Below are 19,829 nucleotides of genomic sequence, written 5' to 3' on the forward strand. Positions count from 1 at the left end.
GGTCATCATGCGCCGCTTCACCCTGCCCGCCGTGGGCCTCCTCGGCGTCGCCGCTCTCGCCCTCACCGGCTGCCAGGGCGCGACCGCCCAGGCCGCCCCCGCCGATTCCGACGCCCCCATCACCATCGCCACCCTCCCGATCGGGGAGGACCCCACCGCGGAGAACCCGATCGAGGTCTTCGCCGAGCTCTTCGAGGAGGCCACCGGCCGCGCGGTGGAGGTCACCGACGTCCCGGACTACCTCAGCGTGGTCGAGGCGATCCGCGCCGACCACGTCGACATCGGGATCATGAGCGGGTTCCCCTCCGCGCTCGCGGTCAACACCGGCGAGGTCGACCCGCTCGTGGCCTTCCGCGGCGACGACAAGCCTGTCTCCACCTGCGTCGTCCTGAAGGACTCGCCCGTGCAGAAGCCCGAGGACCTGAAGGGCAAGACCGTGGCCTTCGCGGACCAGGCGTCGAGCTCCGGCTACTTCATGCCCGTCTACATGCTGCACGAGGCGGGGCTGGAGCAGGGCGAGGACTACGAGGCGATCTTCGCCGGCGGTCACGAGGGGTCCTTCGCCGCCCTCGCGCAGGGACAGGTCGACGCCGCCTGCACCGCCATCATGCTCACCCAGCTGGGCGCCCCGATGTTCCCGTTCGCCGACGGCGAGTGGCGCGCCGTGGGCGAGAGCCCGTCGATGGCCGTCCAGGGCACGGTGCTCGGGCGCCAGTCGCTCGACGAGGAGACGCGGAAGGTGATCGCGGACGGCATCGCCGCGGTCTTCTCGCCGGAGAACGCCGAGCGCCTGGGCGCGATGGGCAGCTTCGCGAACCTGGAGCAGACCGTGGCCCCGGAGGCGTCCACCTACGCGTCCTTCGCCGAGATCGCGGGCGTCGCGGGCGTCGAGCTGAAGGATCTGAAGTGACGACGGTGCGCATCGACGGGTCGGAGGCGAACATCTCCGGCCCGTCGGTCCCCGTCCGCCCGTCGGCTCCGGTCGTGGCCGAGCGCACGCCCACCGCGGAGGTGCGCCACGCGCTGCCGCGGGTGAGCGTCCGCAGCCTCGGCGTCGCCTACGACGGGACCGCCGTGCTCGACGGCGTGGACCTGGACCTGTTCGCCGGGGAGACGGTGGCGCTGCTCGGCGCGTCCGGCTCGGGCAAGTCGACGCTGATGCGGAGCCTCACCGGCTTCGCCCCGGTCTCGTCCGGCACCGTGCGCGTCGCGGGCCACGACGTCGTGAACCTCCGTCGCGGCGAACTGCGTCGGCTGCGCGCGGACGTCGGCCAGGTGTTCCAGCAGTTCCACCTCATCCCGCGGCTGAGCGTGCTGACGAACGTGCTCACGGGCGCGCTGCACGGCGCCGGACCGGTGAACCTCGTCGGCGGCTTCTCCCGCGCGGACCGCACCCGTGCCCTGGACCTGCTCGACCGCGTCGGCATCGCGCACAAGGCCACGGCGCCGGCGCGCTCCCTCTCCGGCGGACAGCAGCAGCGGGTCGCGATCGCCCGCGCCCTCATGCAGCAGCCGAAGGTGATCCTGGCGGACGAGCCCGTCGCCTCCCTGGATCCGCGGCTCGCCGACTCGGTGCTGGAACTGCTGCGACGGATCGCGACCGAGGACGGGATCCCCGTGCTCGTCAGCCTGCACGTGCTGCCCCTCGCCCTCGCCCACAGCGACCGCATCGTGGGCCTGCGGCAGGGGCGGATGATCGTGTCGGACGCCACGACGCGTCTCGACGCCGCGGCGCTGGCACCGCTCTACGACAGCGAGGAGCACGGCGATGAGCGTTGACGCGCCGGCCCGCCCGACCCGCACCGCAGCGACAGCACTCGACCCCGCCGAGCGCCGACGACTCGAGAGCGCCTTCCGCGTGCCCCGCACCCGGTTCCTCCTGGGGCTGCCCGTCGCCCTCCTGGTGCTGATCTGGTCCTTCCAGGGCGCGGGCTTCGACTTCGTGAAGCTCGGCGACGGCGCGGTGAACATGGGAGAGTTCCTCTCGCGGCTCTTCCCGCCCGACTTCTCGAAGATCGGCACGATCCTGTCGCTGCTGCTGGAGACGTTCCAGATGGCCGTTGTGGGGACGGTTCTCGGCGCCGTGCTCTCGCTCGTGGTCGCGTTCGGAGCGGCGTTGAACATCGCCCCGCGTTGGCTCTACTACCCGACGCGCTGGGTGATGAACATCATCCGGTCGGTGCCCGATCTGGTCTTCGCGCTGATGTTCGTCTCCGCGGTGGGCCTCGGGCCGTTCGCGGGGATCCTGGCCATGACGCTCGGGTCCCTCGGGTCGATCGGCAAGATCTTCGCGGAGGCGATGGAGCAGGTCGACCGCGGACCGGTGACCGCGATGCAGGCCGTCGGCGCCTCGAAGAGGCAGGTGATCCAGTACGGAGTCCTGCCGCAGGCGGCGCCGCTGCTCACCTCGTACACCCTGCTGCTGTTCGAGGGGAACGTCCGCGGGGCCACCATCCTCGGCCTCGTCGGCGCGGGCGGCATCGGCCTCGAGCTCACCACCGCCATGCGCATGTACGACTACGGCCACCTCAGCGCCATCATCATCTGCATCATCGTGCTGGTCACGCTGATCGACCAGGGCAGCGCCCTCATCCGAAGGAGGATCACATGACCATCGTCGACACCACCCCCGCCGTGCCCCTGAGCGCCCCCGTCAACCTCCGCGACCTCGGCGGCATCCGGATCGACGGCGGCGTGCTGCGCCGCGGCGTCGCCATCCGCACCGACGACCTGGCCTATGCCACGGAGGAGGTGGCGGACCGGCTGGTCGCCGACGGCCTCGCCGCCGTGATCGACCTGCGCTCGCCCCTCGAGGCATCGGTCACCGGACGCGGGCCGCTCGGTGCCCTCCCCGTGGCGTACCACCACCTGCCGCTGATCGCGGACGTGGGGACGTCGATGAAGGAGGACCGGCCGGCGCTCAACCACGAGGCGATGGGCGCCATGTACGTGCGGATGGCGGAGGGGGCCGCGGCGCCGCTGGTGACCGCCCTCGCCGTCATCGCGCACGCGCCCGGAGCGGTGGCGTTCCACTGCGCCGCCGGGCGGGACCGCACGGGCGTCCTCGCCGCGATGCTGCTGCTCGCCCTCGGGGCCGACGACGAGGCGATCGTCGCCGACTATGCTCGCACCGGCGAGAACATGCCGGCGATCATGCGCCGGAACGAGCCCGTCATGGGCGCGATGTGGCGCGCGCTGGGGATCGACGTGGACGCGCACGACGGCAGCGCGCTGCTGGGCGACGGGATGGACGTCTCGATGCGGATCCTGCTCGGAACGCTTCGCGAGCGCCACGGCGATCCGCTGGCGCCGCTGCGGGCCGCGGGGCTCTCCGACGATCTCGTCGCCCGGCTCCGGTCGCGGGCGCTCGCCGCATGACGATGCTCGCCGCCGAGGCGACCGGGGCCGCACGACGAGGCCCCGGTCGTCCTCGCGATGCGGAGATCGACGGCCAGATCATCGCGGCGACGCTCGCGATCATCGATGCCGGGGAGGACGTCACCGTGAGCCGGGTCGTGGCGCGCGGCGGCGTCAGCCGCGCCGCGCTGTATCGCCGATGGCCCTCCCTCACGACCCTCATCGCGCAGGCGCTGGACGTCGGCAGGGAGGTGCCCCCGGAGTATCCGGAGGGGCAGGATCTCCGCGAGGCGGTGCTCGCCAGCCTGGGGCTCGGGCCGGACGGCGTGGCCCCGTCGGCGCCGGGATACTCGGAGGAGCGGTTCCGCCAGCGGATCCGTCTCGTCATGGCCGACCGGGCGCTGCAGCGGGCGTACTGGGCCTCGCACGTGTCGCGGCGCCGTGTGCCCCTGGAGAACGCGCTACGCCGGGGGATCGCGCGAGGGGAGCTGCGCGCGGACCTCGACGTGGAGGCCTGCTTCGATGCGATCGCCGGCGCGGCGTACTACCAGCTCGTCGTCCGCGGGGAACGCATCGACGATCCGTCCACGAACGCCCGGCTGCGCTCGGCGCTCGAGATGATCTGGCGCGGGATGGTCGCGCCGGACTGATCCGGATCAGGCGGTGTGACCGTCGCGGCGGGCGCTCCCGCCCGCGACCTGCGTCGATCGATCATCCCCGCCAGGCGGCAACACGAGCGATGACCGTGCGCGCCCGCTTCGTTATGAGTAACCTCAAAAGTCATAATTCTGACGAGGACGATTATGAGTAACCCCTCCGTCCCGCGCGACGTGGACTGGCCACCGATCTCCCACGAGGAGGCGGAGTGGCGGGCTGCGTCGACGTTCGGCGGTACGCGGCCGACCGCGGACCGTGGGCGCTACCGTGCCGCGGTCCCACCGAGCATCGCGGACCTCGTTCCTCGCCCTCGGGAGGAAGCGGTGAGCCTCGCAGCGGAGGCAACCAGCGAACTCCACCGGTTCGACGCCGAGCTCGGGCACCGTGTCGCTGCCTTCGCACCGGTTCTGCTGCGCTCGGAAGCGGCGTCGTCATCGCAGATCGAGAACCTGACCGCGAGTGCGCGAGCGATCTTCAGCGCGGAGCTCGGCGCGCGCGGCAGCCGCAATGCCATGCAGATCGCGGCTAACACCAGGGCGATGTCGGCCGCCCTGGAGCTGGCGGACGATCTCACGCCGCGAACCATCCGCGAGTTGCATCGGGTCCTCATGGAAGGGCAGCCCCGGAACACTCCCGGCGAGTGGCGGACGGAGGCCGTCTGGATCGGCGCGCGGGGGGATTCCCCCCATGGCGCGGACTTCGTCGCGCCGGTGCACGAACGCGTGCCGGCCCTGATCGAGGATGTGGCCGCGTTCGCCCGCCGCGCCGATCTGCCGCCGCTCGTGCAGACAGCGGTCGCCCATGCGCAGTTCGAGACGATCCACCCGTTCACAGACGGGAACGGGCGCACCGGGCGAGCTCTGGCCCAAGCGCTCCTTCGTCATCGGGGGGTCACCCGCAACGTGGCCGTCCCCGTGTCCGCGGGGCTACTCGCGGACGTCTCCGGATACCACGAGGCGCTGACGGACTACCGTGCGGGGGATGTGTCGCCGATCGTGCTCTCGTTCGCCCGGGCGGCACTCCGGGCCGTGGAGAATGCGCGGCGCCTGGTCCAGGAGATCGACGAGATCCGCGTCGGCTGGAACGAGCGCCTCACCGTGCGCCGGTCCAGCAACGCCTGGAAGCTGCTCGATGTCGTGGCTCGAAGGCCTGTGCTGGACGCAGAAGCCGCCGCGCGGGAGCTCGGGGTGCAGAGGCCCAACATCTACCCACCGCTGACGGCCCTCGTCGACGCGGGAATCCTCACATCCAAGTCCGAGCACCGGCTCGGCCCGTTCTGGCGCAGCGACGAGGTCCTCGACGCCGTGGACGCGTTCGCCGCGCGTGCCGGGCGACGCGAAGCCGCACGCTGATCCGGATCAGGCGGTGTGACCGTCGCGGATCTCCTCGTCCGCGGTCGAGGGCTGGGACGTGGCGGTCGCCTTCCCCTCGGCGAGGTACGCGAGCCGGTGCAGGGTCTCGCGGTTGCGCCAGGACAGGACCAGATCCAGAAGCGGGCGCGGCACGAACCGGCCGGGGCCGGCGACGGCCTCCTCCCGGATCCGCACGATGCAGCCGTCGCCCCGCGGCTTCACGTCGATGACGACCCGTGCCTCGCCGATCGGCCAGCCCTTCGGACGCATGACCAGCCGCCGCGGCTCGTCGCGCTCCTCCACGACGGTCACATCGTCGATGAGCAACGGCCACACGCCGAAGGAATGGTGCAGGCGGGCGCCCGGGGCGGGCCACGCCTCGTCGACCTCCCGCATCCGGGAGGCGCCGACGACCCAGGAGGGGAAGATCCAGCCGTCGCCGAGCACCCGGAACACGTCCTCCGGGGCGCACCGCAGCGTGCGGACGGTGACGGCCATCACCGGTGTCCTCGCGGGAGAGCGCGCATGGCCTCAGGCTTGCGCTGCGGCCGACCTCGGCCAAGGTGCTGGACATCACGACGGCGGGGCGCTATAAACGCCGTGGTCGCCGGCGGCGCTCCCGCCGTCTGCCTTCGGTGTCAACCGGGTGGCCGATCCGACCCGGAGCCGTGATCCTCCCGGGGAGGAGGGATCATGAGGACCACGACCGACGTCATTCACGACCATCTGCGCAGACGGCTCGACGGCGACCTGGACGGCGACATCGAGAACTACGGCGAGGACGTCGTCCAGCTCACGGGGTCGGGCATCTACCGCGGCCGTTCCGGCGTCCGGGACTGCGCCGCCGAACTGCAACGGCTGGTCGGATCGGCGACCTTCACGTACCGCCAGACTCTCGTCGACGGTCCGTACGCGTTTCTCGAGTGGACGGCGGAGAGCGACGAGATCACTGTCGGAGACGGCGCGGACGGCTTCGTCGTCCACGACGGCCGCATCGTGCTGCAGACGATCCACTACACGCCCCGGCGCGCGGAGTCGGCCGACGACCCGGGGGCCGGATGACAGGTGACAGGTGTGGATTTATTTAGGTAAGGCTAACCTTGGGACATGAGCCCTACCGATCACGATCGAGAGCACTACGTCCTCGCCGGCGTCGGCACCGACGTCCCGTTCCTCAACCGGCTGCTCGGCGCCCTTCCCCTGGACGGGTATGGGCAGGTGTTCATCGAGAGCGCGGGGCCGATGACCCTGCGCGGCTGGCCGGGTCCGCCCGGGCTCATGCCGATCCAGGTGCGCCAGGACCTCGCTCCGGCGCGGGACGGACGGCTTCCCCGGCCCGGCGAGGTGCTGGCGGATGCGCTGGGGAGCTGGGCGGAGGAGTGGCTGCCCGAGCCCGGAACGCGTCGGCCGCTGCCGTTCACCCTGTGGATCGGGGCCGCGGGGCATCCCGCTGTGGACCGGCTGTGCGCTCGTCTCACGCGGGAGCATCCCTGGTTGCACCTGCATCACCCCACCGGTGCCACGGCCTCCGGACGGTGACGACGTCACGGCACCGAGGTACCGTGAACGGGTGAACCGCACGGTCTCCTCGGGGCGCCCGACGGCGCTGGTCTCGCTCGTGCTCGTGATGGCCGCCAGTGGTCTGCTCGCGGGGTGCGTGCCGTCCGCCGGTGCCCCGGATCCTTCGTCGTCACCGATCGCCTCCCTCACCGCCACGCCGGATCCTTCGTCGTCACCGATCGCCTCCCTCACCGCCACGCCGACGACGGCTCCCTCCGCGCAGGCGGGAGAGTCGCTGAGCGTCGCCGACAGCGCGTACGGGCGCGTGCCGGGCGAGCTGGGCTTCTTCTGGTACGTCGTCGTGATCGACAACCCGGAGGGCAAGGGGATCTATCCGGTCGCCGGCGTGCAGATCGATGCCCTGGACGCGGACGGCGAGGTCGCCGACTCGGCGACGCACCGCCGCACCATCCCCGAAGGACGATCCGCCGTCGGCGGGTCGTTCACCCGTATCGGCGATGCGGAGATCGCCGAGCTCCGAGTCACCCTGCCGGATCCCGACCGCGCCGTGGACGAGCCGGAACCGGAGACGGCATCGGTGGCCGTGAGCGACCTCGTCGCCCAGACGCCGACCGGCGGGCGCACCGCCGTGTCCGGCGTCCTCACCGGACCTTTCACCGATCCGGACCAGGCGATCACGGTCGTGGTGATCGCCCGGGATCCGGAGGGCCGCATCATCGGCGCCGACGTCGGTCATCCCGAGCCGCGTCAGACGGGCGAGACGCTCCCGTTCGACGTGCTGTTCCCGGAGGGACTCCCCGAGGACACCGTGTACGAGGCCTACGCGGGCGCGCCCGACTGACTCGTCGCCCGTCGCCGACGGGCCGTCAGGCGGTCCGGACCGCTCCGCGGACGAGCTCGGCCGGAAGGGCCGTGGGGCGGCCGGAGGCGTAGAGGTAGAGCTGGGTCGTGACGTAGGCCTTGATCGTGCTCAGGAAGGCGAGGGCGCAGACGAGCACGAGGACGCCCAGCACCATGATGCAGACGCCCGCCACCTCGTTCACCGCGCCCATCGTGATCGCGCCGACGAAGACGAGGAGGATCGCCACGAGGATCGCCGGGAGCAGGATCAGCCCGAACCGCAGCGTCACCCGGACCGCGCTGCCCCAGGTCGTCTTCAACAACGTGGCCGACCGCTTCACGGCGGCGATGGGGCCGATGCCCTCCGACACGACGGCCGGCAGGGCGAGGAAGGTGGCCGCGCTCCAGGCGAGGCCGCCCGCCGCGGAGAGGATGCTCGTGAAGACGTTGTTGCGGTCCCGGATCAGCGACAGCACGACGTTGACCGACGCGACGACGAACCCCCACTGCAGGAGCCGTCCGAAGCGCCGGTTCGCCCCGCCCAGCGCCTGACCGACGGAGGTGGGCTCGCCGGCCGCCTGCTGGAGCGCCGCGCTCACGACGGCGCCCTGGAAGTAGGTCACCGCGAGCGTCGCGGCCACGGCGCCCACGATCGCGGCGATGGTGAGCACGATCGTCCGCGTGTGATCGTCGGGGACGGCGACGACGCCCGCCACGATCCCGGGGCCCGCGAACAGGAGGAACAGGACCGTGCCGGCGACCCCGCCGAGCACGGGGAGCGCGGCCACGCCCGGAACGGTCTTGAGGTGACGCCATGCCTCGCGCAGCAGCTGCCTGCCGGTCGGGGCGGCGGAGGGGCGGGCGTGGTCGTCGAGCGTCATGTGGTCTCCCCTGTGCGGTGGCTCCGGCGGATCCGGCTGTTCCGGGCTCCGCGTGATGGGGGTCGCGGTGGCTCGGCACCTCGATTCAACCGGTGCCGCGGCCCACGAGCCTCCGGAGCTACGTGCTTCCCCGTAACGGGTCGCGCCCGCTCGGCTGAATGCTCATTCAACCTTCGATACGCTCTCTGCGTGGACAGCATCGAGACGTATGTGTCATCCCTTCCCCCGCGGCGCGCCGACCTGTTCCGGACGCTGACTGCACGGGCATCGACGCTCGCGGCGGACCGCCCCGACATCCAGGACTTCGTCTTCGTCCCCGGGCACGCGCATCCGACCTGGGAGGACGGGCAGAACGTGCTGTGGCGGGCCGTCCAGCAGACGATGCTCGTCTCGCCCGCCGGCGACGACGAGCTCCCCGTCATCTGGGTGGGATACGACGTCGCGTCCCGGTTCACGAACAAGAGGGAGGCGCAGGGGTTCCTGGTCACCGATCGCCGGCTCATCGCCAAGGACAGCGTGGACCTCGTGTTCGGCAAGGGCGAGGCGCGGCAGTATCCGCTCTACGTCGGACCGAACGGCGTCGCCGGCACCGCCGGTGCGATCGCGTCGACCGCGATCGGCGACTACGACTGGGACACCGCCGGCTCCCTCGTCGACGAGGAGGACGCCGAGTGGTTCAGCCAGCTGCTCGTCGCCGTGATCACGATGACGCTGGAGACCCTCGGGAGCACGGGGGAGGAGATCGCGGACGCCCCCGCCACGGCGGGAGACGTCCGCGGCAGGGTGAGCGAGCTCGGCCTCACCGGTGCGGTGAAGTACCCCAACGACCCGAAGCAGGCGAAGCACTTCGCGAAGTTCGCGAAGAAGATGCCGCTCGACGCGGGGGAGCGGATCCTCGCGTGCTTCAGCGCCAGCACGCTGGCGGGCCCCTACGGGCTCATGCTCACGGATCGCCACCTGCGCTCCCGTGATCTCGGCGAGGATCCCGTCGTGACTCCGCGATCCCAGGTCGACGCCGGCGCCGTGCGCGCGGACCCCGAGAACGGGAGCCGGATCATCGCCGCGCCCGGTGCGGTGCACCATCTCCCGGGACATCTGAGCGAGCGCGAGATCGGCGCCGTCGTCACGCTCATCAAGGAGTGGGCCGAGGGCCGCGTCGACTGACGGTACGGGACGACCGCGTCACGCCCCGCCCACCGGACGCGACAGCATCCGCCGGCGTCGATGTTCCTGACGGCCCGACCGCGGGTGCACACGGACCTCGCCCGTCGGAAGCCACCCGTTGCGCTCGTAGACCTCGACCGCCCTGGTGTTGTCGGAATACACCCACAGATCGATGCAGGTGTGGGATCTCTGCTGAGCCAGGTGGGCAGCGGCGTCGAGCAGACGGGTCGCGACCCGGCGACCCCAGGCCTCCGGGGCGACTGCCAGGTAATGCACAGTGGCAGCGTCCACGCCGCCGTCGAGGATGGCGAATCCGAGAGATGCGCCGTCCGCGACGGCGTTCAGAAGGACGGAGTGAGGCTCCCGCAACGCTGTGTCGATGATCGGCCTGCTCTCTGACGCGGGTGGCACGGAGACCGAGCCGTCGCGGTGGGCCGTCGCTGCGCTCCAGATCGCGGCGGCGGAGGTTCGCCACACCGGTCCGTCATCCACGAGGATGCCGACGTGTCGTCCGCTCGACGCGCGCGTGGAATCGTCGACGGTCGGCACTCCGTCCCTCCTCGGGGCTCGCGCAACGTCCGCAGCATCGGGCGAGGTCCGGTTCGCCACGGTGCCCGGTCTTCGAAGGATACCGCTCAGGTCCCTGGCGTCGTCCCGGCGTCATCCCGGGGTGAGGCCGGGGTGAATTCCCCGCACCGGTGCCCCGCGCTTGGCTAGAAAGGAGCCGGATCAGCTCGATACCAGGGCGTGGGAGGGAAACTCGTGGGACGATCTTGGCTGCCTGCAGGCAGGGCGACGAACGACAAAAGGGCGGTGCCCGGCGCATCGCGTACGCGGAGAGGACTCGGCGTCGTGGCGGCCCTGGCCGGCCTGCTCGGCTCTCTCCTCCCCGCAACGAGCGCACAGGCGGCGCCGCTGTCCACGCACGAGATCACCGCGGTCTGGGCCGGCGACCCGGCGCCGACGGAGGCCCCCTACGGCCAGCCCGTGATCGCCGAATGGCGCGTCAACACCAACGACGTCGACGACCCCTACTCGAACGAGCCGGTCGACAATGTGCGGCTGACCCTGACCGCCGGCAACGGCGTGTTCACGAGCATCCCGGAGATCTGCAAGACGCGGGACGTGGCTCCCCTCTCTGAGATCTCCGCCGACGGCACGACCCTGCTCTGCAACATCGGAACGGTCAAGGAAGGCACAGCGAGCGTCATCCAGACGCCGGTGCGCGGGTCCTCGGCGAGCGGCGGGGAACTCACCATCAATGGGACGGCCACGTCGGACTCCGCCGCGTCGGCGGCCGGGCCGGCGGACCCGGGTCCGCTGCCGATCACGTACAGCCGTGGCATGGATCTGTCTCTCGTCTCCGCGCCGGGGCAGCAGTATCAGGGCGGAGTGAAGGCCAGCCGGACCGGCGGAGAACGGACCTTCGTCCTGATGAACTTCTCCCTCGTCCTCGCCGCGGGGAGCATCCCGGGACCGGACACGTACTCGTTTCCCGTCACGATCGGATCCAACGTTCCCTCCGCCGTGAACGGTCTCCAATGGGAGAGCTGCCGACCGATCGACTCCTCCTCACGGTCGACGGGTCAGCCTTTCTCCGACTCCGCTCAGAGCGACCGCACGAACTTCCCGACGTGCGCTGTCAACGGTGCGGGAACGAACTACACCGTTTCGCTGTCCGATCTCGACTACACCCTCGTCCAGACTCCGTCCAACGACAGCCTGGGGCAGCCCCTGCCCGGGAACGGCTCGTACGTCGCGTCCGGAACCCTCGAGTTCAGCATCCCCGCCCAGGTGTCGCAGATCACGAACTTCACCTTCACCGCAGCGCCGGGCCCGTTCTCGTTCACGGACGGGAGCTCTGCGCCCGACGGTGACCCCGCCAACAACGCATCCGACACGACCCTCGTCCCGCCGGGAGGGTTCAGCAACTCGTGGAACGGCACCCCGGCGAACTCGCGCTCGGCCTGGGACGCGAACCTCTGGGTGAGCCCGGGGACGAGCCAGGGAGTTCCGCTTCCGCAGCCGGGCATCGATGACAGGGCGGATTGGGACGAGGCAGTCGCCAACGGCACCGCTCAGACCACCCTGCCGTTGTATCACCAGGCCAACAGCGCGATGTGGAACTCGTATCAGGGACCGGGCGGAGAACAGCTCGCGGGGATCTGCACGATGTCACAGAACCCGTCGTTCGTGGCAACCTCGTTCGACGGCGGCGGATGGGACCCTGGTCTGAGCTACCTCACCTACACGACGGCTCGCTTCTTCTACACGACCCAGTCGATCGACACCAAGACCGAGACGTGCGGGGACACCGCACCGAGCGCGAAGTGGATCGAGGTCGTGCCTCCGGCAGGCAAGACGCTGGACGATCCGCGCATCGGAAGCGACATCCTCATGACGCTCCCGGCCGGTGTCACCGCGGTCAAGATGACCTGGGACCCGACGGTCGACCGCCCGCGTTCCAGCAGAGGGTACGCGTTCCTGCGGGCGTTCGGGCACATCGATCAGAATGCCCCGACGAGCGGAGAAGGCTGGACGATCGGCGCCTTCAACTCGCCGTTGGACCCGGCGCTGCACTGGCCCGGCTACCCGACCCTGAACGGGTATGTGAACGTCAGCACCTACCCGGGGGGAGTGGACCTGCCCGGCAGCACCTACGGTCCGAACATGAACGGGCACCGCGACGCGTTCCGGCTGCAGGGTCCTCAGGGGCTGATCGAGAAGTCCGTCTCCGACACCACCGCGCAGCCGGGCATCCCGGTCACCTATACGCTGCGCGCTCAGGCGCAGAACACCGTGACCAGCCCCCCGCCGGTCTCCTTCCGCGTCGTGGACACCCTGCCGGACGGGATGGTCTACGTCGACGGTTCGGCCCAGCCGGCGCCGACCGCTGTGAGCGCTGACCGTCGCACGCTGACCTGGGACGTCGTCGACGCCGAAGCCAATGTGTTCCAGACGATCCGCTATCAGGCCCAGCGCCCTGCGGACAGCGTGCTCGCACCGGGGACGCAACTCACCAACACGGCCGTCATCGACGTTCCCGGAGACAACCGCCCGTCGAACACTCCGGGCCGACAGGCGTCCGCGACGGTCACGGTCCCGAGCGCCTCCGCGACGATCTTCGGGAAGTCGTCGGAAGCGAACATCCTCTCCTTCGACGGCGACAGCTCGGCGTGGGTGCTGACGATCAGCTCGCAGGATCCCGTCGCCAGCGACTTCACCGACACCATCGACATCCTGCCCGCGCTCGGGGACGGACGCGGGACGACGATCGACGGGTCCTACACGGTGACGGGAGTGGACACGCCTACCGGGTCGACGGTGTACTACACGACCGCCCCGCTGACGACCCTGAGCAACGATCCGCGTGATCCCTCGAACGGCGCGCCGGGATCGGTCGCCGGCAACTCGGTCGGATGGACCACGACCGCGATGGCGAACCCGACCGCGGTCCGGGTGATCGGGCCGCGGCTCGACCCCGGGGCGACGCAGACGATTCGCATCGCGTACACGACGGCGTCGGGTGCGAACTGCCAGGCCCCGGCCCCCGGCGACAACAAGCCCGGTCAGATCCTGGTGAACTCGGCGAGCTCGTGGGCCGGTCACACTGCGCTGCCCATGCTTTCCTCCGCCGTCACCGAAATCGCGAGCTGTTACGCGGTGAGCCTCAAGAAGTTCGTGCAGGACGCTGAGGGAAACTGGCACGACGCGAACACCCTGGCAGACTTCCCTGCCTATCGCGTGGGCGATGAGGTGCCGTACCGGATCGTTGTGGAGAACATCGGTCAAGGCACGGTCACCGACCTCGAGATCACGGATGACCTGTTCCCGTCCGGTTCCTTCACGGTCGAACGCCTGGCCCGCGGCGAACAGGAGGTGCACGAGTACACCGCGGTCTTGACCGGCGGCGGGAACATCGTGAACACGGCCTGTGGGACGGCGGCGAGCCCGCCTGACGCCGAGGCGCCGACGATCCTCTGCGACCCTGCTGGGGTCGTGGTGACGAACTACACGACGGTGAAGTCGTCGGACCCGGCGTCGGGCGCGACGGTGAAGCCCGGTGACACGATCACGTACACGATGACCGTGACGCAGGAGGGCGACGTGCCCGCGATCGCGGAGTTCACGGACACCCTGGCGAACGTGCTCGACGACGCCGTCTACAACGGCGACGTGACCGCGTCGATCGGCACGGCCAAGGTGACGGGCGACGTGCTGTCCTGGAACGGCACCGTCCCGGTCGGCGAGACGGCGACCATCACCTACTCGGTGACGGTCAAGGACTCGGCCGCGCTGGCGGCGGACGGTGACTACCGCGTCGGCAACCAGGTGACGAGCCCGGGCTGCGTCGAGGCCGCCGACTGCGCGACGGAGCACCCGGTCGCGGACTACACCGTGGTGAAGTCCTCGGACCCGGCGGACGGCTCGAACGTCGCCGAGGGGGACACCATCGAGTACACCCTGACGGTCTCGCAGGTCGGCGAGGGAGCCTTCACCGGCGCCTCCCTGACCGACGACCTGTCGGACGTGCTGGACGACGCGACCTGGAACGGCGACCTGACCGCCTCGGCGGGCATGGCGGGCTTCGACCCGGCGACGGCGACCCTGACCTGGTCGGGAGACCTGGCGGTCGGCCAGATGGTGACGATCACCTACTCGGTGACCGTGACCGCCGCCGGTGACACGCACCTGCACAACGTCGTCACCAGCGACGGCTGCGCGTCGCAGGACACGTGCGAGACCGAGCACTTCACCGCCACATACACGACGGTGAAGACGAGCGACCCGGCTCCGGGGACCGACGTGAAGATCGGCGACGTGATCACATACACCGTCACCGTGACGCAGTCCGGCGAAGGACGCGTGGTGGGCCAGTTCTTCACCGACGACCTCGCGAACGTCCTCGACGACGCGGTCTACAACGACGACCTCGCCGCTGACAACGGCACGGCGACGTACGACCCGGCGACGGGCGTCATCAGCTGGACGGGCGACCTGGGGCCGGGCGACGTGGCGACCGTCACGTACTCGGTGACGGTGACCGCCGCCGGCGACACGCTGATCGGCAACACCGTGCAGTCCCCGGGCTGCGAGTCGGCCGCGGACTGCGAGACCGAGCACAAGACCGGGCGGTACGAGACGGTGAAGACGAGCGATCCCGCCTCCGGGTCCGACGTGCAGGCGGGCGACGTGATCGAGTACACGGTCACGGTGTCCCAGGTCGGCGAGGCGGCCGTGGCCGGAGCGTCCTTCACGGACGACCTCACCGCAGTGCTGGACGACGCGGCGTGGAACGACGACCTCGCGGCCAGCGCCGGCACGGTCTCGTACGGTGCGCCGACGGTGACCTGGTCCGGGGACCTGGAGGTCGGCCAGGTGGTGACCGTGACCTACTCCGTCACGGTGACCGGCGCGGGCGACATGACCCTGCGCAACGTCGTCACCAGCGACGGATGCGCGGACGAGGGATCCTGCACGACGACCCACCAGACCGGTGACTACACGGTGTCCAAGACCGCGGTCGCGGCTCCGGGCAGTACGGTCGCGGTGGGCGACACGATCACCTACACGGTGACGGTGGCACAGCGGGGCCCGGGTGCGGTCGAGGGTGCGACGTTCGTCGACGACCTCACCGCGGTCCTGGACGACGCGACCTGGAATGACGACGCGGTCGCGTCGGCCGGAACGGCCGCGTTCGCCGCCGGTGCGAAGCAGCTGACCTGGACGGGCGACCTGGCGGTCGGCGAGGTGGTGACGGTGACGTACTCGGTCACGGTGACCGGGGCGGGCGACATGACCCTGACCAACGTCGTAGCGCCGGGAGAGAACGGCGAATGCGTGCCGGCCGGGGACCAGAACCCGGACTGCACCACGACGCACCAGACCGGCCGGTTCACCTACTCGAAGATGGCCGATCCCGCGCACAACTCCGACGTCCGCCCCGGCGACGTCGTGACCTACACGGTCACGGTCGCCCAGGAGGGGCCGGCCTCGGTGGCGGCCTCCCTGGTGGACGACCTGTCGGACGTGATCGACGACGCCGACTACAACGGCGACGTCGCGGCGAGCGCCGGGACGGCCGCCGTGGACGGGGCGACCCTGTCCTGGGCCGGCGACCTGGCTCCGGGCGACGTGGTCACCATCACGTACTCCGTGACGGTCACGGGCGCGGGGAACACGACGCTCGCCAACGTGGTGACCTCGCCGTCTCCCGCGGGCGAGTGCGTCCCGGCGCCGGACGGCACGGAGGACTGCCGGACGATCCACAAGACCGGCGGATACGTCTACGCCAAGACCGCCGACCCGGCCTCGGGCACGGAGGTCGCGCTCGGCGACCGCGTCACCTACACGCTCACGGTCACCCAGCGCGGTGACGGGGCGGTCGCGGACGCGATCGTGGTCGACGACCTCTCCGACGTCCTGGACGACGCGTCATGGAACGACGACGCGACCGCCAGCAGCGGGGCCGTGACCCGAGCGGGCGACACGCTCACCTGGAAGGGCGACCTGGCGGTGGGCCAGACGGTGACGGTGACGTACTCGGTCACGGTGACCTCCGCCGGTCCGGCCGCGCTGCGCAACGTCGTCACGAGCCCGGACGTCCGCGCGATCTGCGATCCGGCGGGCGTCTGCGAGACCGAGCACGAGGTGCCCCCGACGCCTCCGCTCGCGATCACCGGCGGGGTGCTCGGTTGGGGACTGGGAGTCCTCGCCGGTGGACTCCTGATCGCGGGGGCGATGCTGATCGGCATCCGCCGCCGTCGACAGGACGACGCGGTCACCCGCTGACCGCGTCCTGACCGGACGCCGCCTCCCTCCCCCCGGTGAGGCGGCGTCCGGTCGCGGCCGTGAGCGCAGCGATCCTCGAGATGAGGCGTGCGCACTAGCATGGTGGCGATCGGTCCTTTCTGGGGGTGGACCACATTCTCACCCCGACGAAACAATGACGATCACAGACCCTCGCGACGCGCCGCGACACCGACCCGAGCCAGTGTCGCCGGAGCTCCTCGCCAGCCTGCCCGCAGGCGCCCAGGTGACGATTCGGGATGCGGTGGCGCGAGGAGAGCTCGGGGAGGCGCTCCGCGCAGTGGTGGATGCGGATGACCTCGATCTGGCCGTCGACATCCTTCGCATCGGTTGGTTCGATCTGCTCAAGGACGATGGCCGTCAGCGCAGTCGCGACACGCTGGAACGGCTCTCCGCCTCGCAGCTCATGGGCCACCCCCTCCTTGCCATGGCCCTGGGAATCCTGATCAACGCCGACAGCCTGCGCCGGACCAAGGCGGCCTATTACTTCGGACTCGCCGCGGCTGGGGTGCGGACGCGTTCCCCAAGGACCAGCCCGGCCCAGCGGGCCCTCGTCCTCGCGAGCGAGAGTGCGGCTCTGCGACTGATGGGGCAGGGCTCGGCTTCCGTCGCATCCGCCCGAGCCGCCCTGCGGGCACTCGACGCGATCCACGACGAACGCCGCAACCTGATCGGCTATCTCCCCCGGGTCTACTCCCAGCTGGGCACGAGTCTCTACTACGGCGGGCACGAGACCGAGGCGCTGCATGTGTTCGCTCGCGGCTACGCCGAGTCCGGAACGGCGGAGCGCTCCAGCTTCGGGAACCTGTCGATGGCGGCCGGGATTCATGCGTTACAGGGCAACCTCACCGACGCGACGGAGGCGGTCATGATCGCGCGCGGAGACCCGTGGAGCGACGAGCAGCGCCGCATGTACACCGGCACTTTCTATCGGATCGCCGAAGCCGTGCTCGCCCTGGAACGATTCGACGTCGCCACGGCGCGCGCGCACCTGGACGCGATGGAACACGATCGGCGGAGCATCGAGCACTGGACGGTGATCGCCCATGTGCAGTCGTTGGTCGCGGTCGTCGAGCGAGACCCGGCGGCGGGACTCGCCGAACTGGAGGAGTACGCGGCCCTCCGAGGAGCAGAGGCGCAGACCCGCGCGGCCCGACTGCGACTGGCCTCGTCGCGCGGGCTCCTCCACCTCGCCCTGGGAAACTTCGAGGCGGCGGAGCGGGTCCTCCGCAGCGATACGGGAAGACGCCCGCAGGACTACGTCGACCGTGCGCGACTTCTGCTGGCGACGAGCCGCACCGGCGAGGCGCTGCGGGAGCTGCGGACGATCGCCGGACGCTCCCAGAGCATCCGCACCGCTCTCGAGGCGCTGAGCATCGAGGCCGCGGTCGGGCTGCGCGCGGGGATGGACCGCCGGACCGAGACGGTTCTGCGTCAGCTCGCCGCCACGATGCGCCGAACCGGTCAGCGTCTCGCCCTCCGGCTGCTGCCGCCGGCCGACGCGGCGGCGGTCGTCGAGTCCCTCCGCACGACGGGGGCGGCGGATGTCGTGGACGAGGGCAGCCCCTCTCTGCTCGCGGAACCCGATCTGCCGGAGCTCACCGACCGGGAGCTCGCCGTGCTGGAGGTGCTCTCGCGAACCAGTGCGACGAGCGACATCGCCGCCGAGCTGTTCGTCTCCGTCAACACCGTCAAGACCCACCGGAAGAGCGTCTACCGCAAGCTCGGCGCACGCACGCGCGAGGAGGCGCTGGCCGTCGCGTTCCACCGGCACCTGATCTCGACGCACCGCCGATGAGCGGCACCGGCCTCGCGACCGATCGTCGCCCGCGTCTGACGACGAGGGTCCTCCTCGTCTGCGCGGCGCTCGCCGCCGTGCAGGCCGTGCTGTCGGCGACCGTGTCCGCGGTCACCCCCGCGGTGGCCGCCGTCCTTCCGCCCGCCTACGCGCTGATCGCGGCCGTGCACAGCGTCATGCCCTTCCTCGCGCGGCTGCTGACGGGCGCGTCCTGGTCCGCGACGATCACGGCCGGGATCGCGGGCGTGCTGATGTGGCCGGTCAGCGCGGTGGGGCCGCTTGTCCTCGTCGTGTTCCTCAGCGGCGCGGTCGCCTTCGACGCGGTTCTGAGAGGGCGTCCTGGTCCGACGGTGCGCCGCATGCTCACGGCGGCCGCGGCCTCCGCCGTCGTCCTGTTCGTGGTGTCGCTGCCGGTGTTCTCGCCGGGCCATCTCACCGCAGGCATGCTCGCGGCGACTCTCGGCGCTCGCCTGGCTGCCCAGGCGGCGGCGGCATTGGGCGCGCGGGGCCTCGCTGCGGCGCTGCGCAGGGTCGGCGTCCGGGGGCGCTGAGACAGGACGCCCCGCCCCGGCGGGGTCGCCGGGGCGGGGCGTCGTCGCGTCTCGGATCAGGCGGCCTTGCGGAAGTAGTCGTTGGATGCGGGGAGCCACATCAGCACGACGGCGACGAGGCCGATGACCACGGCGATGATGGTCCAGATCGACTGGTCGTTGAAGAGCACGAACAGCCCGAGGATCTCAAAGACGGTGATGAGGATGCGCGCCCAGTTCTTACCCGCCTTCATCTTCCAAAGCACGATCAGCTGGATCACGGCGATGGCGAGCTGGCCGATGGAGATCCACAGCAGCGCGGTGCCGCCCGTCGCGACGGCCGCGTCTCCGGACGCCCCGCCGGCGGCGGCGATGAAGGAGCTCCCGGCCACCCCGATGATCGAGAGGGTGATGTCCAGCAGGGCTCCGAGGAGGAAGATCCAGAAGGCGACCTTGACGGTCGTGGGAATGGTCATGTCTGCTCCAGTCGAACAAAGGGCGCGACGGGGCGTCGCTGCGCTCAGAATCGCACACTGTGAATTCGCTGAAGTCCGGTATACGGGATTTCCCTGACTCCTGGGCGTGGGGGTTCGTCGCCCGGACCTCCGATCAGCTCTCGTCTCCCTCAGCCGCGATCCGGTCGGCCTCGGCGCTGTCGACGAGCTCGTCGGCGGCGTCCGGATCGAGCGTCACCCTGCCGTCCTCTTCCCGCAGCGCGGCGTCGGGGACGGCCTCGTCGTCGTCCGGATCCTCCGGGACCAGGGGCACCATCGGGTTGTTCGTCATGATCGGTCTCCTCTCCGGTGAGGCGGGTCAGCCGTGACCCGTCTCGGGCGTTGCGGGCACGCTACGCCGCGACTCGACCCTCCGCGCCCGGATTGCCCCCGGCCGGTCCAGGTGCTAGGCACGCGGAATGCGT

Annotated in this window: 18 protein-coding genes; 13 read left to right on the forward strand and 5 right to left on the reverse strand. The window is 70.7% G+C overall.

Features of this window, described 5'->3' with window-relative positions:
• The first annotated feature begins 7 nt into the window (after positions 1–7).
• The 6 genes from phnD to K8F61_RS19075 all read left to right on the forward strand — a co-directional run bounded on the left by phnD (position 8) and on the right by K8F61_RS19075 (position 5,366).
• Complete coding sequence (gene phnD / locus K8F61_RS14285) at positions 8–910, forward strand: phosphate/phosphite/phosphonate ABC transporter substrate-binding protein (RefSeq protein ID WP_231819581.1); 903 nt, start codon at positions 8–10, stop codon at positions 908–910.
• Positions 907–1,779, forward strand: coding sequence for a phosphonate ABC transporter ATP-binding protein (locus K8F61_RS14290; RefSeq protein WP_231819582.1), 873 nt, complete (start codon positions 907–909; stop codon positions 1,777–1,779). Before phnD ends, K8F61_RS14290 begins: the two co-directional genes overlap by 4 nt.
• Positions 1,769–2,611 (forward strand): phosphonate ABC transporter, permease protein PhnE, encoded by an 843-nt coding sequence (gene phnE, locus K8F61_RS14295; RefSeq protein ID WP_231819583.1) that lies wholly within the window; start codon positions 1,769–1,771, stop codon positions 2,609–2,611. Before K8F61_RS14290 ends, phnE begins: the two co-directional genes overlap by 11 nt.
• The gene (locus tag K8F61_RS14300; protein ID WP_231819584.1) at positions 2,608–3,378 is read left to right on the forward strand and encodes a tyrosine-protein phosphatase; all 771 of its coding nucleotides are present in this window, start codon (positions 2,608–2,610) and stop codon (positions 3,376–3,378) included. Before phnE ends, K8F61_RS14300 begins: the two co-directional genes overlap by 4 nt.
• Positions 3,375–4,007, forward strand: a complete 633-nt coding sequence (locus tag K8F61_RS14305) for a TetR/AcrR family transcriptional regulator (RefSeq protein WP_067245443.1) — start codon at positions 3,375–3,377, stop codon at positions 4,005–4,007. The genes K8F61_RS14300 and K8F61_RS14305 overlap by 4 nt, the downstream gene beginning before the upstream one ends.
• 153 nt (positions 4,008–4,160) lie before the next feature.
• Positions 4,161–5,366: a Fic family protein gene (locus K8F61_RS19075; RefSeq protein ID WP_269456627.1), complete on the forward strand. Its 1,206-nt coding sequence runs from the start codon at positions 4,161–4,163 to the stop codon at positions 5,364–5,366.
• Positions 5,367–5,372: 6 nt separating this feature from the next.
• On the opposite strand, the gene K8F61_RS14315 is transcribed toward K8F61_RS19075, so the two are convergent.
• Entirely contained in the window at positions 5,373–5,864 is a 492-nt protein-coding gene (locus tag K8F61_RS14315) for an SRPBCC family protein (RefSeq protein ID WP_231819585.1), read from the reverse strand.
• Positions 5,865–6,059: 195 nt separating this feature from the next.
• On the opposite strand from K8F61_RS14315, the gene K8F61_RS14320 reads away from it, so the two are divergent.
• From K8F61_RS14320 to K8F61_RS14330, 3 genes are read left to right on the forward strand one after another with little or no spacing between them, the layout of a single operon-like run.
• Entirely contained in the window at positions 6,060–6,428 is a 369-nt protein-coding gene (locus K8F61_RS14320; RefSeq protein ID WP_231819586.1) for a nuclear transport factor 2 family protein, read from the forward strand.
• Positions 6,429–6,473: 45 nt separating this feature from the next.
• Positions 6,474–6,905, forward strand: coding sequence for a hypothetical protein (locus tag K8F61_RS14325; protein ID WP_231819587.1), 432 nt, complete (start codon positions 6,474–6,476; stop codon positions 6,903–6,905).
• Between the two features lie 31 nt (positions 6,906–6,936).
• Positions 6,937–7,728 carry a hypothetical protein gene (locus tag K8F61_RS14330; protein ID WP_231819588.1) on the forward strand — a complete coding sequence of 264 codons (792 nt, stop codon included), beginning with the start codon at positions 6,937–6,939 and terminating at the stop codon, positions 7,726–7,728.
• 25 nt (positions 7,729–7,753) lie between these two features.
• On the opposite strand, the gene K8F61_RS14335 is transcribed toward K8F61_RS14330, so the two are convergent.
• Positions 7,754–8,608 carry a DUF6159 family protein gene (locus K8F61_RS14335; RefSeq protein ID WP_231819589.1) on the reverse strand — a complete coding sequence of 285 codons (855 nt, stop codon included), beginning with the start codon at positions 8,606–8,608 and terminating at the stop codon, positions 7,754–7,756.
• 189 nt (positions 8,609–8,797) lie between these two features.
• On the opposite strand from K8F61_RS14335, the gene K8F61_RS14340 reads away from it, so the two are divergent.
• Positions 8,798–9,772, forward strand: coding sequence for a hypothetical protein (locus K8F61_RS14340; RefSeq protein WP_231819590.1), 975 nt, complete (start codon positions 8,798–8,800; stop codon positions 9,770–9,772).
• Between the two features lie 18 nt (positions 9,773–9,790).
• Here the strand turns inward: K8F61_RS14340 and K8F61_RS14345 are convergent, their stop codons facing one another.
• Positions 9,791–10,321 (reverse strand): GNAT family N-acetyltransferase, encoded by a 531-nt coding sequence (locus K8F61_RS14345; protein ID WP_231819591.1) that lies wholly within the window; start codon positions 10,319–10,321, stop codon positions 9,791–9,793.
• Positions 10,322–10,624: 303 nt separating this feature from the next.
• Here K8F61_RS14345 and K8F61_RS14350 point away from each other — a divergent pair, with 303 nt between their 5' ends.
• The 3 genes from K8F61_RS14350 to K8F61_RS14360 all read left to right on the forward strand — a co-directional run bounded on the left by K8F61_RS14350 (position 10,625) and on the right by K8F61_RS14360 (position 18,931).
• Complete coding sequence (locus K8F61_RS14350; protein WP_231819592.1) at positions 10,625–16,564, forward strand: DUF7927 domain-containing protein; 5,940 nt, start codon at positions 10,625–10,627, stop codon at positions 16,562–16,564.
• A gap of 244 nt (positions 16,565–16,808) precedes the next feature.
• Positions 16,809–18,380, forward strand: coding sequence for a helix-turn-helix transcriptional regulator (locus K8F61_RS14355; RefSeq protein ID WP_231819593.1), 1,572 nt, complete (start codon positions 16,809–16,811; stop codon positions 18,378–18,380).
• Positions 18,377–18,931, forward strand: a complete 555-nt coding sequence (locus tag K8F61_RS14360) for a hypothetical protein (RefSeq protein WP_231819594.1) — start codon at positions 18,377–18,379, stop codon at positions 18,929–18,931. The genes K8F61_RS14355 and K8F61_RS14360 overlap by 4 nt, the downstream gene beginning before the upstream one ends.
• A 56-nt stretch (positions 18,932–18,987) precedes the next feature.
• On the opposite strand, the gene K8F61_RS14365 is transcribed toward K8F61_RS14360, so the two are convergent.
• Entirely contained in the window at positions 18,988–19,386 is a 399-nt protein-coding gene (locus K8F61_RS14365) for a hypothetical protein (protein ID WP_231819595.1), read from the reverse strand.
• 133 nt (positions 19,387–19,519) lie between these two features.
• Positions 19,520–19,696 (reverse strand): hypothetical protein, encoded by a 177-nt coding sequence (locus K8F61_RS14370; RefSeq protein WP_231819596.1) that lies wholly within the window; start codon positions 19,694–19,696, stop codon positions 19,520–19,522.
• Positions 19,697–19,829 lie beyond the last annotated feature (133 nt).

Origin of the sequence: Microbacterium resistens (assembly GCF_021172025.1) — a bacterium.
Classification (GTDB): domain Bacteria; phylum Actinomycetota; class Actinomycetes; order Actinomycetales; family Microbacteriaceae; genus Microbacterium; species Microbacterium resistens.